11 protein-coding genes, 1 tRNA gene and 2 pseudogenes are annotated in these 16,915 nt (G+C 42.5%); 7 read left to right on the top strand and 7 right to left on the bottom strand.

Annotation, left to right across the window (positions count from 1 at the left end; genetic code table 11):
• Positions 1-177 precede the first annotated feature (177 nt).
• The gene (locus tag PY364_RS05290; RefSeq protein ID WP_275521113.1) at positions 178-543 is read right to left on the bottom strand and encodes a Mo-dependent nitrogenase C-terminal domain-containing protein; all 366 of its coding nucleotides are present in this window, start codon (positions 541-543) and stop codon (positions 178-180) included.
• 377 nt (positions 544-920) lie between these two features.
• Here PY364_RS05290 and PY364_RS05295 point away from each other — a divergent pair, with 377 nt between their 5' ends.
• Entirely contained in the window at positions 921-2,606 is a 1,686-nt protein-coding gene (locus tag PY364_RS05295; protein WP_275521115.1) for a tetratricopeptide repeat protein, read from the top strand.
• Positions 2,607-2,851: 245 nt separating this feature from the next.
• On the opposite strand, the gene PY364_RS05300 is transcribed toward PY364_RS05295, so the two are convergent.
• A tRNA-His gene (locus tag PY364_RS05300) sits at positions 2,852-2,925 on the bottom strand.
• A 160-nt stretch (positions 2,926-3,085) separates the two neighbouring features.
• Between PY364_RS05300 and PY364_RS05305 the strand changes: the two genes are divergently transcribed.
• From PY364_RS05305 to PY364_RS05320, 4 genes are all read left to right on the top strand, one after another.
• Positions 3,086-4,579: a serine/threonine-protein kinase gene (locus PY364_RS05305; protein WP_275521117.1), complete on the top strand. Its 1,494-nt coding sequence runs from the start codon at positions 3,086-3,088 to the stop codon at positions 4,577-4,579.
• Positions 4,580-5,134: 555 nt separating this feature from the next.
• Positions 5,135-8,113 (top strand): S-layer family protein, encoded by a 2,979-nt coding sequence (locus tag PY364_RS05310; RefSeq protein WP_275521119.1) that lies wholly within the window; start codon positions 5,135-5,137, stop codon positions 8,111-8,113.
• A gap of 23 nt (positions 8,114-8,136) precedes the next feature.
• Positions 8,137-10,056 carry a hypothetical protein gene (locus tag PY364_RS05315; protein WP_275521121.1) on the top strand — a complete coding sequence of 640 codons (1,920 nt, stop codon included), beginning with the start codon at positions 8,137-8,139 and terminating at the stop codon, positions 10,054-10,056.
• Positions 10,053-10,481 (top strand): CHAT domain-containing protein, encoded by a 429-nt coding sequence (locus tag PY364_RS05320; protein ID WP_275521123.1) that lies wholly within the window; start codon positions 10,053-10,055, stop codon positions 10,479-10,481. Before PY364_RS05315 ends, PY364_RS05320 begins: the two co-directional genes overlap by 4 nt.
• A gap of 7 nt (positions 10,482-10,488) precedes the next feature.
• On the opposite strand, the gene PY364_RS05325 is transcribed toward PY364_RS05320, so the two are convergent.
• From PY364_RS05325 to PY364_RS05340, 4 genes and pseudogenes are all read right to left on the bottom strand, one after another.
• On the bottom strand, positions 10,489-11,406 hold the full coding sequence (locus PY364_RS05325) for a hypothetical protein (protein ID WP_275521125.1): 918 nt from the start codon (positions 11,404-11,406) through the stop codon (positions 10,489-10,491).
• A gap of 99 nt (positions 11,407-11,505) precedes the next feature.
• Positions 11,506-13,203 carry a protein kinase gene (locus tag PY364_RS05330; protein WP_275521127.1) on the bottom strand — a complete coding sequence of 566 codons (1,698 nt, stop codon included), beginning with the start codon at positions 13,201-13,203 and terminating at the stop codon, positions 11,506-11,508.
• A gap of 130 nt (positions 13,204-13,333) precedes the next feature.
• Positions 13,334-14,662 (bottom strand): NB-ARC domain-containing protein, encoded by a 1,329-nt coding sequence (locus PY364_RS05335; protein WP_275521129.1) that lies wholly within the window; start codon positions 14,660-14,662, stop codon positions 13,334-13,336.
• Positions 14,663-14,725: 63 nt separating this feature from the next.
• Positions 14,726-15,079: pseudogene (locus tag PY364_RS05340) on the bottom strand (transposase); the annotation flags it as partial.
• Positions 15,080-15,082: 3 nt separating this feature from the next.
• Here PY364_RS05340 and PY364_RS05345 point away from each other — a divergent pair.
• Positions 15,083-15,190 (top strand): annotated as a pseudogene (locus PY364_RS05345) (ISKra4 family transposase); the annotation flags it as partial.
• Positions 15,191-15,557: 367 nt separating this feature from the next.
• On the opposite strand, the gene PY364_RS05350 reads toward PY364_RS05345, so the two are convergent.
• A complete protein-coding gene (locus PY364_RS05350; RefSeq protein ID WP_275521131.1) occupies positions 15,558-15,785 on the bottom strand; it encodes a hypothetical protein in 228 nt (75 codons plus the stop codon).
• 264 nt (positions 15,786-16,049) lie between these two features.
• Here PY364_RS05350 and PY364_RS05355 point away from each other — a divergent pair, with 264 nt between their 5' ends.
• Entirely contained in the window at positions 16,050-16,757 is a 708-nt protein-coding gene (locus PY364_RS05355; protein WP_275521133.1) for an ROK family protein, read from the top strand.
• The last annotated feature ends 158 nt before the right edge of the window (positions 16,758-16,915 follow it).

Here is a 16,915-nt window from a genome sequence, read left to right on the forward strand (position 1 = left end):
GCGGCGTTACGGATAGATAGTTCGGCGATTGAAATCGCTACTACATAAACAAAGTCCGCCTACGCGGACTAATGAGGTTGATGGACTTTTGTAAAAGGTCTAATTAGCAATTACCAATTACCAATTACCAATTACCAATTACCAATTACCAATTACCAATTACCAATTAACGAGTATTTAGCAATAGCGTGTTACATCCTCGCCGCACACATCCGCCAAATAGCACAAAGCTCGAAAGCGCAAAGCAACTAATTCATCGTAAAGCGGGTTGAGCTTGCATAAGGGGGGGATGTGAAACAGTGTACGACCGAAAAGCTTGACAGTGCGCTCAAATGGACACTGCGCTGGAATTAGCTTGCACAGTCTGTGAGCCAATTTGGGGCTTTTAACTTCTATGCTGTCAAGCCATTGACGCAGGGGGCGCAGAGGATCGCAGGGTTGCGGTTGGCCAGTTGTGGGGAGATTAACAGCGCTTTCCTCTTTAGGAATCCATACCGGTATTGCTACAATTCGGTCAGATATGGTATAGTCGGACACATTCATACTTCTCTTTTTCCTTTCTTGCAACGAGGTGCAAAGCACTCTGTGTTGAGTATCTACAGGGTGTCGCTTAGCGATACCGGATTTGTAGTGTCTCGATTGAATTTACTTGTCTTGGAATGGATACTTGAGTTTTAAGCTCAGGTATGGTTTTTTGTCGTACTTTTTGTGCACCTCTAAGATTCTGACGCAGATTAGCCTAAATGTTCCATAGTGAAACTACGGAATTTTATAAGAAATACATAAAGTTTCCAAATAGATGAGCTTTTTGGGGCTGTAGTTTGCTATAGAATGGGCTGGGGTAAATAATTAAAAATTAATAATTAAAAATTAAAAATTAATAATTAATAATTAAAAAAGTTGTAATTCTGGGTTGTAACATGACATCGCCAATTTCTGCCACTGATAGCCCATCCAGTCCTAAATCTCCTACAATGTCTCTGTCTGGAGCTTTGAGCATTTTTGCAGCGTTCCCAGAGTACAGCCAAGGTAACAGGCTCTACGGTTTGGGCAGGTATGAAGCAGCGGTGCATCATTATGAGAAAGCGGTTGAAGTTAAACCAGATTGGTGTCAGGCTTGGTTGCAGCTAGCTAGGACTCTGAGGAAACTGCATAGATATGACGTAGTTGTTGCTTGCTGCGATCGCGCCATTGAGATTAAACCAGAGAATTATAAGGCTTGGGTGTTGCGAGGGAGTACCCTGTTGAGCTTGCGACAATATCAAGAAGCTTTGGTTTCTTTTGAGCAAGCAACTCAACTTCAGCCGCAAAATTATGAAGCTTGGCACTACCGGGGTCGAGCTCTGGAGGAATTGCACCAGTACCAAACGGCGGCGGCTTGCTATAAAAAAGCCCTTGAGATTAAGCCGAATTTACCTGCAATCTGGTATCGCCAAGGCTGTACCCTCCTGCAAGGCGATCGCTATGCTGAGGCTGTGGCTGCTTTGGAGCGAGTAGTTAAACTCCAGCCTGGTAATGCTGAAGCTTGGTTTTATAGAGGTCTGGCGTTAATGAAAGCGCTTCGGTATGCTGAATCTGTGAGTTCTTATGACCGAGCAGTGCAACTCCAGCCAGAAAATTATCAAGCTTGGTTTAATCGCGGAATTGCTTTGGAGAAATTGCATCGGTACGCAGAAGCGGTGAATTCTTACGATCGCGTGATTCAATTGCAGCCAGGGGACAGCGAAGCCTGGTTTTATAAAGGTATGGCGCTCAAGCATTTGCGGCCGGATGCGGCGATCGCAACTTTAAATCAGGCGATTAAAATTAATCCCAATTTTCCCGAATTGTGGATTGGTTTCGGTCAAGTTCTATCGGAGGCGGGACACTGGGAAGGTGCGATCGCTTCTTTTGATAAAGCAACTCAACTCAATCCCAATTTCCCCGAAGCTTGGCTGGGAAGAGGCTTAGCTTTAGCAGGAATGGAACATTACAGAGAAGCGATTATTGCTTATAGTAATGCTCTACAACTTAAAGGGGATTTCTTAGAAGCTTGGAACCACCGGGGTGAGGCTCTAGAAAAATTGCACCGCTACGAAGAAGCGATCGCCTGTTTTGATAAAGTGATTGCGATGACTTCAGAATTAGATATTTCTTCTAAGGTAGGTTTTCAGCGCGGTGCGGCCTTAGAAAAGTTAGAGCGTTATGCAGAAGCGATCGCTGCTTATGACCAGGTACTTCTACTTCAGCCAGATAACTTTGAAGCTTGGTTGAAGCGGGGAAAAGCTTTAGCATTAATGCAACGCTACGAAGATGCTCTGATTGCTTACAACCAAGGAATTGCGATCTGGCCTGATAATTATCAAATCTGGTTGGAGCGCGGCAAGAATTTGGGAAAATTGGAAAGATATCAAGAGGCGATCGCAGCTTTCGATCGAGTAATTCAACTCAAACCGGATAACTGCGAAGCTTGGTTAAAGCGGGGTGATGTTTTGCAAAAATTGCAGCGATTTCAAGATGCGATTAGTTCCTATGGCGTTGCTTTAGAAATTCAGCCCGACTACTATGAAGCTTTGGTAAGTAGAGAGGAATTGAGAGTTAAGGGTGCAATTAGTGGGAAATTTTGAGTTGTTCTTCTATTTTTAATTCTGACTCATAAAAAAAACTCCCTAGCCCCTAGGGCGTGTTTTCAAACTACAACCACAACAAAACGCAGGCGATCGCAAGCTTTTACCTATTTTCTAGGATACAACGAGGCAAGAAAACACGCCCTAGGGAAGAGGGGGTGTTAAGTATAACCTCAATCAAAAGCGATCGCCTGGTTAAAAAAACTAAACCAACGCGACAATAAATATGTTATTCAAGACTAAAGGGCGAACGATGGGACTCGAACCCACGAGATGGTGGTACCACAAACCACTGCCTTAACCACTTGGCTACGCTCGCCATGACATTTATGAATATAACACTTTACCTTTGCATAAGTCCATAGTTTCACTAAAAATTTTTCTGTCTCCTTCCTCCCTCCTCCTTCTTCCCTAGCCCCTAGCCCCTAGCCCCTAGCCTAAGCGCCCCTAACCCCTTCTTCCCCTAGCCCTTCTCCCCCATGACCCACTGCGTCAACCCTGGATGCCAAAACCCCCGAAACCCAGACACAGCGCAACATTGCCAGAGTTGCGGTTGCCGGTTGTTACTTCAACAACGCTATCGGCCCATGCGGCCCATTGGTCAAGGTGGCTTTGGGAAAACCTTTTTAGCAGTGGATGAACAAATTCCCCTCAAACCATCCTGCGTCATCAAACAATTTTCCTTTCCCACTCATGACCCAGAAAGCTACAATACAGCCGCTAGATTATTTCGACAAGAGGCCCTGCGCCTTAACCAACTTGGCGGACACCCTCAAATCCCTCAACTATTAGCCCACTTTGAAGAAAATCATCTTCTCTATCTAGTTCAAGAGTTTATTGAAGGGCTAACTCTTTCCCAAAAATTGCGCCAAACAGGTATTTTTAATGAAGAGGAGATTTGGGAATTGCTTCGAGACTTATTACCCGTACTCCAATTTATCCACGAACATTCTATCATTCATCGCGACATTAAACCAAGCAATATTATTAGCCGTAATAGCGATGGCAAACCAGTTTTGCTCGACTTTGGCATTGCTAAAATGATTACCAATAATGCTGTTATTCATACGGGTACGATTATTGGTTCTCCCGAATATATGGCCCCCGAACAATCGCGAGGAAAAGCGATATCAGCTAGCGATCTTTTTAGTTTAGGCGTTACCTGTATTCACTTAATGACAGGTGTTTCTCCTTGGGATATGTACGATCTGGTAAATGACCGTTGGGCGTGGCGAGACTTTTTACCTACTCGTAGCAGCGACAACTTGAATAGAGTTCGTCAAAGCCAGATTAAGCTCGGTAAAATCTTAGATAAATTGCTGGAACATTCTCTTGGTAAACGCTATCAGTCGGCGGAAGAAGTTTTAAAAGACATGATTGTTACCACTAATCCAGCTATTAGCAACACTTCTAAAGTAGTCAAGTCTAAGCTTACACCAGTGAAATCGGTTTCATCACCATTTCGTCCTAGTTTTCTGGGTAAAATCCTACCTTGGTCTGTTAAACCTACTGGAGATAATTTGATATCGGCAGCAGGCGTTGATTACACTCAATTGCAACATTTACTAGCAGCGCAAAAATGGAAACAAGCCGATCTAGAAACTTGGATAGTTCTGTGTCAAGCTTTGGGAAAACCAACTAAATGTTATCTTCATCCCAATGAAATTGAAAATTTACCTTGTGTAGATTTGGAGACAATTAATCAACTGTGGGTGAAGTACAGTAACGAGCAATTTGGCTATAGCATACAAACGCAAATTTATGATAGTGTTGGCAATAATTACGCGAAATTTTGCGATCGCGTTGGCTGGCTTACTTATAATCCTCATAATCCCTACGAAGGCCTAAACTTTAGTCGCACAGCGCCACCTGGACACTTGCCTTCGCGGATATGGGTAGTTGGCTTAAAATGGTGGCGACATATAGAAGTAATGGCTGCCAAACTCAGTCAATGCGAAGTATATTTTAAGTAGATTAATATAAATTAGGATTTACCCACGTCGAGGTTAGAAACCGGGTTTCTTCGTAGATATCTAGTTGAGAATCTGGGATTTTTCAGAGAAACCCGGTTTCTTTATGTAAGTCATAAATTATGATACAATTACTAAATATAGCAACCGCCTTGGCGGTTAAGACGTTCTGATTTCCACCAAACTCGCTGATTCTATTCCCTTCTTTCCCTTCTTTCTTTAGCCTCTAGCCCCTTCTTCCCTAGCCCCTAGCCCCTAGCCGCAATTCTCTCGGCCAATCTCCCCCTACCTGAAATGGACGAATTACGCCGCCAAGCTTATCAAAATTTGATTGATGCTCTCCTCACCTGCGATTTTTTGTAAAGTCCGGTAAATAGCAATCTTCAAAGATACATTTATACTGCCTAGAAATTAACAGGCGAATGGATGAAGTGGATGGTGCGATCGCACTACCAACAGAAGTCGAAACTGTCGCCTTTATGAATTGCGTGCGAGGGTGACGGCTTGTAGAAGACCAGTAATGTGGTAATTTGACAATAAATTATTTGCAGTAAGCTGATGAAACAGGGTGGCATTCTATTCTGGAGTTTTAGCAGCATCGCCTTGTGCTACTTGGGCCAAGCTAATCCGACAAGAGCGCAAATTGTCCCAGACACAACTCTACCAGTTAATTCCACTGTCACCCCTGCTGGCAGCACCCTCTCGATCGCAGGAGGAACCAGAGGCGGTGACAACCTTTTCCACAGCTTCAAAGAGTTTTCCGTCCGCACGGGCAGCACAGCCTACTTCAATAACCCCCTAGATGTTCAGAATATCATCACGCGAGTGACAGGAGGGTCGATTTCTAATATTGACGGCATCCTCAAAGCCAACGGCACTGCTAACCTATTTCTCCTCAACCCGAACGGCATTATTTTTGGCCCCAACGCTAGCTTAAATATTGGTGGCTCCTTTTTGGCGAGTACAGCGAGTGCTGTCAAGCTGGCCGACGGGATAGAATTTAGCGCGATCGCTCCCAATCCTCCCTCCTCTTTGCTCAGAGTAAACGTACCCATTGGCTTGCAATACGGTTCAAATCCTGGCAGCATCGTCAATCAATCTAGAGCGATCAATAGCAACGGTCAAATTGTCGGACTCCAAGTGTTACCTAGCAAAACCATCGCGATCGCAGGTGGCGATGTGAGATTAGATGGCGGAAATTTGCAGGCTCCGGGAGGTAGAGTTGAGTTGGGCAGCTTAAGGGGAAGGGGAACAGTTGGGATCAATTGGGATAGTAATAATCTAAGTTTGAGCTTTCCAAATGAGGTAGCCAGAGGCGATGTATCACTCACAAATGGCGCTCAAGTGAATGTACGTGCTAAAGGAGGCGGGGTTATTTCTGTTAATGCTAGAAACCTACAGATTTCTCAAGGTTCGACACTTCGAGCGGGAATAGCGGCCGGAGTGGGTAACGCTGACATTCCGGCGGGAGATATCGAACTTAATGCGACAGGAGAGATTGCGGTTACAGGTACTCAAACCTTTATTTCTAACGCGGTTTTATCTAACTCAAAAGGTCAAGGAGGCGATATCCGCATCACAGCAGGATCTCTCAGAGTCACTAATGGCGGTCAGATATTTACAGGCATCTTTGGACAAGGAAACTCAGGCAATGTGAATATAACTGTTAGGGATAAAGCTTCTTTTGAGGGAGAAGGTAGTGATAACGTCTCCAGCGGTGCATATAGCCTGGTTCAACCCGAAGCTGTAGGTCAGGGGGGTGATATCAATCTGAGAGCACGAACTTTATCTGTCACCAATGGCGCTGTCTTGCAAGCTAGTACCTTGGGACAAGGAAATGCGGGCAGTATTAACATTAACGTCCGGGATACAGTTTCTTTTGATGGAGCAAATCCCGCCGATCTTTTCTCCAGTGGTGCATACAGCCGAGTGGAAGACTCTCAAACAGTAGGTCGGGGAGGGAGCATTAACATCACAGCCGGGACACTATCTGTCACCAATGGCGCTGTCATAACCACTAGCACGGGTGGACAGGGCAATCCTGGCACCGTAACAATTAACGTCCGCGATACTATTATTTTAGACGGGGTGGGCCCGTTCAGAGAAGACCTAAAAACTGGACAATCCAGCGGTGTTTTCAGCAGTGTTAAAGAAACAGGGGTAGGTGAAGGTGGCAATATTCGGATTAATACCAGGGTGCTTTCAGTAGGAAATGGTGCTGTTGTAATTGCTAACACTTTTGGGCAGGGAAATGGAGGGAATATTCAGATTAATGCTGATTCGATCTATCTTGCTGGAGTTGATGTTGGCGGACAATCTAGTGGAATATTTACACCTACCGAGCCAGGAGCGATCGGTAAAGCGGGAGAAATTCTACTCAATACTGATAGTTTTCGAGTAACAGATCGAGCAGTTGTGAGTTCCAGAACCCTCAATTCTAGTGATGGTGGTAGGATTGTCATTAATGCTCGCGCTTTTGAAGCGACGAATGGCGGACAAGTGCTGACAACTACTAGCAGGGGTGGTAATGCAGGTGAGATCGCGATTAATACTAGGGATAGGATGATCCTTGAAGGTACTAATAATATTTTTACTGAACAAGTTGCTCGCTTTGGTCCGGATCTGATTAGTAATGTAAGTGCATCTAGCGGGTTATTTGCTAGTACGGAGAAAGATTCGACAGGTAGCGGGGGAAATTTGACTGTTCAAGCGGGGCAGTTGATTGTTCAGGAGGGAGCCCAAGTTAGTGTGAGTGCTGAAGGTTCAGGATCGGCAGGTAATTTGATAGTAAATGCAAACTCTATTCGCCTAGATAATGGAGAAATCGCAGCGACAACTTCTGCTGGCAATTTTGGCAATATTCGCTTACAAGCTCAGGACTTGCAACTACGCCGAGGCAGTAACATTACTACTAACGCTAGAGGTTCAGCTACAGGTGGTAATATTACCATTAATACAGGAGTCTTAGCAGCATTAGAAAATAGCGACATCAGTGCTAATTCTCAAGAAGCTAGAGGAGGACAAGTATTCATTAACGCTCAAGGTATTTTTGGTACAGAAGGGCGATCGCAACCAACCCTAAACAGCGACATCACCGCCACTGGGGGAACTCCTGAGTTGAGCGGTACAGTGGATATCCAAACACCCGATATTAATCCCACTTCTAGTTTACTCGTCTTACCACAAACTCCTGTTGATGTTGCCAGTTTAATCGATCGCCGTTGTTCGACAGGAAACCCCCAAATTAGCAGATTTATTAATGTTGGACGCGGCGGCCAACCCCCGAGTCCCAGTGAACCACTTAACAGTAGTGCAGGTTGGGTAGATGAGCGTCAGATTGCTGGAAGTACAGAGAATCCTTCAATCATCAATGGCGATTCTGAAAACAGTAGCGATCGCCTTGTGGAAGCTCAAGGATGGGTGATTAATGCCACCGGTCAAGTGGAACTTGTCGCCGATGCACCTGTGGTTACACCCTATAGTTTTTGGTCACTCACACCCCCTTGTAATGGAGGTAAAAAAGCAGTTAATCAGTAACCAAAAACTCTTTTATAAAAAACATGACCAGAAAAAAAGCTCTATTTTCACGCAACGTGCAATCCCTTCTAAACTATCTATTTTTAGTAGCATTCATAGCTGTTATTTGTATTCTAGGAGGTCAATTTAACAGGGTAGGTTTATCACCTGTTTTTGCCTCAACTGGTTCTGAGCAACTACGTAGTAAAGCTCAGAATTTCACAGTAACGGGACATGAACAATTAGCATTAGGAAAAGCAGATTCAGCGCTAGAAAATTGGGAAAAAGCTACAGAAGCTTACACGCAATTAGGCGATACAGAGGGAATAGCTGGCAGTCAAATTAATCAAAATCTTGCCCTACAAGCGTTAGGACAATATCGCCGCGCTTGCCGGATTTTACTAACAGCCGTAAAGCTTGACTATCAAGATAATCTTGCCTGCAAACAGCCTAATGAAACAGACATTAAGAGCGAACAACAACGGGAGTTTCTGCAAGAGTTTCTGGGAAAATTAGACAATTCTAAAATAGTAGCAATTGGATTGCGAAATCTTGGTGATGTTTTACGGGTAATTGGCAACCTTAATAACTCTGAATTGGTCTTAAAAAAGAGTTTAGAAATAGCGACAAACTCAAAGTTTTTTCCAGAAGTTAGTGCGGGTTTGCTAAGTTATGGAAATACAAAACGAGCTTTGTACAATCGAACGCGCAATTTATATGAAAGAACAGAATTATCAAATGATAAAATAGATGCGATTAAGAGCGCTGAGGAATCTTTAAGGTTATATCAAGAAGTAAGTGATGATGCGACTGCAACCAAGCTACAATCAAAGCTAAATTGCTTGAGTTTGTTACTGGAACTTGCAGATTGGTTAGAACCAGAACTGAAGAGAGGAAATATAGAAATTAAAGATAAATTCGCTCAAATCCAGTCTCAAATTCAACCTCAAGTTAATGAAATCATTAACAATTCAAGTCTATTTTCCAACTTACCACCAATTCAGTCAATTTATGCAAAACTTAACTTAGCAATTAGCTTGAAAAAGCTCAAGATCAACGATCAATTACTTGTAGCTATCCAATATGCAAAAGATGCTCTCCAACAGGCTGAAAAGTTACAAAACAAACGAGCAGAGGCTTATGCTTATGGTGTCCTTGGCAATCTGTATAAAGATGAACAAATAAATCAACTTTCTCTTGCTGAAAGTTCGACAAAAAAAGCATTATATTTATCCCAATCAATTCAAGCTAACGATATTGCCTATCAGTGGCAATACCAGTTAGGAAAGATTTACGAAAAAAGTGGAAGGATAGAAGAGGCAATCCCAGCCTATAATATTGCTGTGAATACTCTGGAAGCAGTTCGTCAAGATTTATTGTCCATCAATCCCGACGTGCAATTTTCCTTCCGGGAGAATGTTAAACCAGTCTATGATGACTTAATCCGTTTGCTCTTGCAATCGGAACCCAATCAAGACACACTTAAACAAGTAACAGAAGTAATTGGACAGCTTCAATTTGCAGAACTACAAAATTTTCTACAATGTAGCTCTCTGGGTTTAATATCGCTAAGCGAAGTTAATCATCAACCTGATGCAGTCTTCTATATAATTGCCTTAGAAGATCGGAAAAAAGTTGAAGTTATTGTCAGTTTATATAATCAGCAATCAAACTTACATCTATACCAACATTATAGCGTTGATTGGAATGAATTTAAAAGTACAGTCAAAGGCTTGCGAGATACCCTACAAAACAAAAATTTTAGACCAAGTGGCACATCGTTTACAGAGATTACCTCCTATTCTCAAAAACTTTATCAACTCTTAATTGCACCCGCTAAAAGCTATTTACCAAAAACAGGCACATTGGTATTTGTACTAGACAGCGAACTGCAAAGTATTCCAATGGCTCTATTACAAGATGAAAAGATCGTTACTTGGTGGAAAATTATAGCATTACCGTGAGTTTAGGCGCTCGCAGTCTGGAACCTAAATTTTTACCTTGGCAACAATCAAGAGTTTTAATTGCTGGCGTTAGTAAAGGGCCAAGTTTTAAGCAAGAAGAACCAACTTTTGAGGAGCTTTCTAATATCGAATTAGAATTAGATGAAGTCAGAAAAAATACAATAAAAAGTGAACTACTTTACAATGAAGATTTTACCAAAAATAGTTTTGAAAATAAAGTTAATAATTCCACATTTCCAGTGCTGCACATCGCAACTCACGGCATCTTCAGTTCTGACCCTGAGCAAACAGTAATTCTAGCAGCTGAAGCGCTGCGAAAAGCGCAAATTTCTTTCTTGAAAAACCCTGAACATAAAGAAGCTTACAAGAATTATGCTCATCCTTATTACTGGGCTCCATTTATTTTAGTAGGAAGCTGGCTTTGATTCGTTATTAAGGAATTACACCATCGCGTTTTTTGAGCAATTCATTAGTTTCATTCAGTCTTGTTTGTGCTACTTCTAATTCCTTGGAATCTTGTGCAGTTGTTGCGAACTTGACTGCTGTTTCATACCGAACTTTAGCGAAATCAATTAATCCTTGCTGCCAATATACATCGCCTAAAAGACGATAAACTTTAGCTTTTTGACTACCTTCTATTACCAATGCTTCCAGCATTTCTCGCATCTCAGCATTTAATTGTTTATCTTTGTAAACATCAGACAACAGAAATGCCTTCTCCTCTTTAGACAAATTAAATTTGTCTATTTTTTCAATAGCTGCTCGTACCTCTTGAATATCCTCTTTACCCAACATTCTAAATTGTGCTGTTCCAGCTTCTCTACGCTTCTGGGTGGCTTGACTCCTAGCTTCAACAATTAGCTTATATTTGCTTCCGGGTTGTAAAGCAGGTGCATCATTTGGATAAGGCATTTTAATTTCGCCCAACTCCAATTTAGAGGTATTATCAACAGTCCTTTCCCAGCCTAAGCCTGGACCCGTTATCTCTGTCAAACGCACAGTGTAATTAATTACTCCAGGGACGGCGTGCCACGATATTGAAGGTTTGTCATTCAGCAAATTTGTCTCGTCAGAGGGGCTGATAATGTAGGGGGTATTAGGGTTTGCAATCGGGCCGCGAGGAGGTTCATAACAGCCATATTTAGGATCTGGATTAGGGCAACTTGCCTCTGTTTGGGAAATTAATACCTTGACTGCCGAAGTGTTAGGCATCATTTCTGCTAATAGCAGTGGTCTAGTCTGATTCCAATTCGTACCCGCTAATGTGAGAGTTAAAACTAATAACCGTAATCCTAAAACTAATGAAGTAGATATTTGACGTTTCATAACTGCCATGTTTGAATCCTTCATCTTAGCTCTCAGAGGCTAACCCTAACTTTTACGCCTAAACTTAGTTATTGTAATATTTATTTACAAAGTCGCTGTGATACGTTCTCATCTACAATACCACTAGCGAGTCTCATTGATGCGCTGAATTGCCATAGTTTGCCAAATCTTGACCTCCAGCCGATATGGGGAGTCGCTGTCATCCAAGCAACTTTTCCAGGCTGCTAAGGCACTTTTTTTGTCACCCCGAACTTCTAATACCTGTGCTAACAAGCAGTAAGCATCTGTTCGCTTTGAATCTAACTGAATTGCCCGTCGCAAGTCAGCCTCCGCTTGGGCGTAGTCAGTTTGCATAAAACGTGCCCAGCCAAGGTTTTTGTATAAAGCCGATTGCACTTGAATCTGGTTAGTTTTTTGTAATCCTTGCAAACTAAATTTGATAGCAGCTTCACTATCTCCCTGCAAAATTTTGAGGCGGGCTGAGTTACTAGCGGCATTCGCTGCTACATCTCTGTCTGATTGCATGACAAATTGGTATTGAATTTCCGCTTGTTCAAAATTCCCGGAATCATCGTAAATACCTCCCAGGTTGTAGCGAGCAACAGGATTAAAAGGATCGATTTTTATAGCTTTTTCATACTGAGTTTTCGCACAGACAAAATCCTTTTTAGCTTTGCAGATTAATCCAATATTATTATAAATTTTGGAGTCTTTGGGATTGAATTTTAAAGCTGTTTCATAGTAGTTTATAGCTTGGTCTAATTCTTGAGATTGTTGAGCTTTGAGTCCTTGTTCGTAGTAGTGTTGAGCAATCCAAGGAAATGACAGTCGATAAATTCCTAGACCAAGAATGGCCAGAGTTAGTGACAGACCAACTCGATGTTGAAATCTGCGAGAATTCACTAGCCACCATAGGCTTCGCACCAAGAGATTTTTTGCAGTTAAGTATCGCAAAATAGCAGTTATATCTCTGGGGCGGTCTGCTGGTATGGCAGCCATCAATTCATCAATAAAATCCGCAAATGGGGGTGAAACTTGCAAGGCTCGATCTCGCCAAATTAACTGACCTGTTGTAGGATTAATTGGTAGGTCAGTAGGAGATTTACCTGTGAGTAAATGAACGAAGGTTCGCCCTAAAGCGTAGAAGTCTGATTGCGGGGTGGCTTTGCCATTAATTTGTTCGGGAGGGGTGTAACCTCCTGAAATAACTGTAGTAGCATTTAATCCTCCTCTCAAAATTGAGAGGTAAGTGTCTGTAATTCCCCTAGCTGTTCCAAAATCAATTAAAACTAATTGACCTTGGGAAGTTAGCATAATATTAGATGGTTTAATATCGCGGTGGAAGAAATGGTTTTGATGTACTGCGTCGAGAATTTCTATTAATTGCCTCAGCCATTTGAGGGCGAGAGATTGAGAAATAGGTTTGTTTTGAGTTAGCCACTGCTCTAAATTTTGTCCTTCAATTTTTTCCATGACTAAGCAGTGAAGTGTCTGGGAACTATGGCGGGGTGTAAAAGTGAAATAGCCGTCTATTTCTACTTTGGGAATTCCCGGATGATTTAGTTGCTGCAAAGTTAAGGCTTCCCGTTCAAACATCTCGACTAATTGGGAATTGCCATAGTTTAAAATTTTCATTACTCTCTTAGTTCCCCGATCGTGGACTTCAAAAATATCGGTGGAGTTTCGGGGATCTAACGGACGTAAAGGTTTAATGAGTTGATAACGCTGATTAATAAGCAAGGGAGTGCCGCAATCTTGACAGCACTCTAAATTGTCAGGATTTTGGCGATGTTTGCAGTCAGGGTTTATGCAGTAGCTCACATAAAAAAGTAGGTTAACTAAAGATTTTTGCAAAAATATCGCTGTGGGTGAAGTATTCTGGTCACAATTATGAAAACTCTAAGCAATAAATTATCAGGGTGAATTCTTCACGTTTACAAAATTGGGATACTTAAGTTTTCTGGGCGGATGGGAGATGATATTTTGTGACATACTTCTTAATAACTGGTTGTAGGGTAAAGAGGAGTTCGTTTGTATCTTGGGTTTTGACTTTTTCGATGAGATATCTTCCTCCTAACGATTCCAAGACTTCTATTAAGTCTGAAGTTGCTATTTCTTCTATTTTAGCTCGCAATTGTTGAAATGACAGGGCTTTGTCTTCCTTAGCCAGCAATTGCATGACTTGTTTTTCTAAAGCTGATAGTCGTTTAAATGGCTCGTCTAGGATTTCGCGATCGCTGACAATGGTGGTTCTCAATTTGACAAATTCAGCAACATCTTTGTTAAAGATATCTTCAATCGTTGCCGCAATTAGTTTTAACTCTAAGGGATTGCCTCGGTAATGCTGAATTAGCTCTTGCCAAGATTGTTTTCCTGTTAAATTTTTCCTTAGTAATATTTGCTGAGCATCTTCTGGTTTCAATCCTTCTAATTTTAAGGAATGGATGGGGCGCGATGGGTTTTCTAACAAGGAAATTTCTTTCAGTTTTTCTTGACTACTAAGGACTAAGCAGCTTTGATGCTGTTCTTCTGCAATTCGCCTAAAAAGTGCGCCATACCCTTCATATCCCTGAAGGTAGCGACCGTAAAGGTCATTGCTGCGGAGGATGGTTTGCACGTCGTCAAGTACCAGTAAGCAGCGGCGATCGCGCAAATAAGAAATTAGCTGTACGATTCTTTCATCTGCTTTTTCTGATAGTTCGGGTTCCTGGGGATGAGATAGGGATTTGAGCAAATCTGCTAGTAGGTTTTCTAGGGGTGGGGCATTGTGGAGACTTCGCCCAATGACACAATCAAAATAGGGTTGAATTTGTTGTGTTAGTTTGGTTAGAAGTGCAGTCTTGCCAATTCCTCCTAATCCGACAACTGCTATTAACCGGCTGCTATCTCGGACAATCCATTGCTCTAATTGTGCTAATTCTTCCGATCTACCGTAGAAAATTGATACATCTATGACTTCACTCCAATCTATTCGATTTAAAATAGGTGAATTGTTTGTTGTGGAGCCAAGATGAGTTTGATAGAGGTTGTGGAGTAGCTGTTGCAGTTTGGCGAATTTGACTGGGCCTCGTCCTTCGATTTGAAATTTAATGTAAATTCTGCTGAGTCTTTTGCGAACTAAGTCCTCGCTGATGTCCAACTGGGAGGCGATCTCAGTGGTGGAGATCCCTGATAGTGACAGGGACAGCACTTCTAATTCTGCTGGTCTGATGCCGCGCGAGGCGGCGATGCTTTGTAGGAACTCTTGGGAAATCAAAGCTTGTGCCTCGTTGTCATTCAATGGAGCCTACTATTATATTCGATGACGGCGTGGCGGTTAAGCTTCCCCCTTTTGAGTGAAAATGCTCACTACAGCCACGATGCCATTGTCAATTTTTCCTAATCGTCCTAAATATTGTCTAGCTACATAATCTGTGGCTTTTCCTTTCTTTGGATCTCCAGTTTCGTCAATAATAATAACTATTTTTTGACCTTTGACAAATTTTAAGATTAATTCTAGCCTTTGCCTTCTCAAGGCTTGAGCCTCCCACGGTGATTGGGTAAGAAAGTGATGCAACCCTTGAGCATTTTCTAGCCCCATTATCTCTGTAATGGCTGGTAGTGTCTTATGTTTAATATCAGAAATTATACCAGCATGAAGATGTGTAAAAGCTTCAAAGCTTCTGACTTCTGAAAACAGATTTCTGTAATAGCGACAAGTTTAGGAGATGGCCATGATGGTGTATGGAATTTATTCAAGGAAATTGCTACAACGGAACAACGGCAAGAAATCCTAGATTGGTATCATCTGAAAGAAAATCTGTCAAAATCGGAGGACTCTAATTACGCTCGAAGCGAGTCGAGATTTATCCGAAATTTCCGATTACTTTTTGGGGCAAAGCGTGGATGCGGGAGAGCGCTTTGTGGAAGGATTTGGTAAAAAATGTCAGCAAATTGCACAGTTTCCATATTTGGGGCGATCGTATTCACAATTTTCTCCCAGTTTACGCGGTGTGCCATTGATCTGCTGCTGTTGCTGCATCAATAATCTCTAGTAACTAGCGTTTTAAATTCCAGATAATTTCCGCAAGTTCGTTTTAAACACGGTGCGCTTGGACTCGTTTCTGACAAAGCAATCCCCATTCGGCTGCACGTAAGCCGTCCATTGGTTGTCGCCAAACTTGAAATGCTGGGTACTATCGGAAGGAAGGTGCGATCACATAGCCGCCGTCTGTGGGGGCATTGCCGTTGCTTGTAGGTTTCCGAGACAACGCTAAAGAGGGTGTCTTGCAGAGAAAGCCGCCAGTTGTCAGCTTTAGCGTTGATGGTATCGCGTTTTCCGTTAACTGCTGTTTCTGGTTTTGAAGTTGGTTCTTAGCGACGATAAAGAGCGCGATCGCCACTTTTTCATTGAACTTGCTCAACCATTCGTCGCTCTTGTGGGCTGTGAGTATGATTACTGGAGAAAAGTAATTCTTCTTTAGTAACCGGCGTTCTTCTTAGGGTATCTAGTGGAAATACTGGCTGAGTTAACAGCTTCCTTAAAAGGATTATTCATGCGAGCCAAGTCGTCGAAAGTAGCGATCATGCCTTGGCAAATGTTCTTCCTGAAATTTGGGAGGAGATTCAAAATTTTTGCCAATTCAAAGTTAAAATCTGATTAACCTATCTGTTTGAGTACGACCATAATGACAACACAAGATAAATCTGTTCGCACTCTGGCCGTTGATATTGGCGGTAGCGGCATCAAGGTTATGATTTTAAACGAAGAGGGCCAACCGATTACGGAACGAGGGCGAGTGGACACGCCTGAACCGGCTAAACGGGAACCTGTACTCGCTGCGATCGCATCTTTAGTTGCCCAACAAGGCGACTTTGACCGCGTGTCTGTGGGTTTCCCCGGCGTAGTTTGCAACGGTATCACTAAAACGGCCGTAAATTTAGACCCGGATTGGGTAGGATTTGATTTTGGAAATACTCTTAGCGATCGCTTAGGTAAACCAGTCCGGGTTGTCAACGATGCGGATATGCAGGGAATGGGGGCAATTTCTGGTAATGGGGTGGAATTAGTAATTACTCTTGGTACTGGTTTTGGTTCGGCCCTATTTGTTGATGGCAAATTAGTACCCAATTTGGAAGCGGGACACCATCCTTTTCGGAAGGGAGAAACTTACGAAGAACAGTTGAGCCGGGCGGCATTAGATGCCGTCGGTCAAAAAAGGTGGAACCGTCGTTTGGAAAAAGCGATCGCGACTCTTCAAAATCTGTTTAATTACGACTGTCTTTATATCGGCGGTGGCAATACTAAAAAAATTACATTGGAGTTGCCACCAAATGTTAAAGTTGTGCCCAATGTGAATGGGTTATTGGGAGGTATTGTTTTGTGGAAAGATTAGATGGATAATGGCTAATTGCTAATTGCTAATTGCTAATTGCTAATGGCTAACTGCTAACTGCTAACTGCTAACTGGGAAAAATCTTCCCCATCTCCCCCATCTCCCCCTCTCCTTCCCTAGCCCCTAGCCCCTAGCCCCTAACCCCTAACCGCTGAAAG

Source organism: Kamptonema sp. UHCC 0994 (assembly GCF_029167235.1).
Classification (GTDB): Bacteria; Cyanobacteriota; Cyanobacteriia; order Cyanobacteriales; family Microcoleaceae; genus Kamptonema.

Coding starts and splice junctions, on each gene's coding strand:
- PY364_RS05310 (WP_275521119.1), top strand. CDS start 5,135: ATGAAACAGGGTGGCATTCTATTCTGGAGTTTTAGCAGCATCGCCTTG.
- PY364_RS05295 (WP_275521115.1), top strand. CDS start 921: ATGACATCGCCAATTTCTGCCACTGATAGCCCATCCAGTCCTAAATCT.
- PY364_RS05290 (WP_275521113.1), bottom strand. CDS start 543: ATGAATGTGTCCGACTATACCATATCTGACCGAATTGTAGCAATACCG.
- PY364_RS05325 (WP_275521125.1), bottom strand. CDS start 11,406: ATGAAGGATTCAAACATGGCAGTTATGAAACGTCAAATATCTACTTCA.
- PY364_RS05305 (WP_275521117.1), top strand. CDS start 3,086: ATGACCCACTGCGTCAACCCTGGATGCCAAAACCCCCGAAACCCAGAC.
- PY364_RS05355 (WP_275521133.1), top strand. CDS start 16,050: ATGACAACACAAGATAAATCTGTTCGCACTCTGGCCGTTGATATTGGC.
- PY364_RS05315 (WP_275521121.1), top strand. CDS start 8,137: ATGACCAGAAAAAAAGCTCTATTTTCACGCAACGTGCAATCCCTTCTA.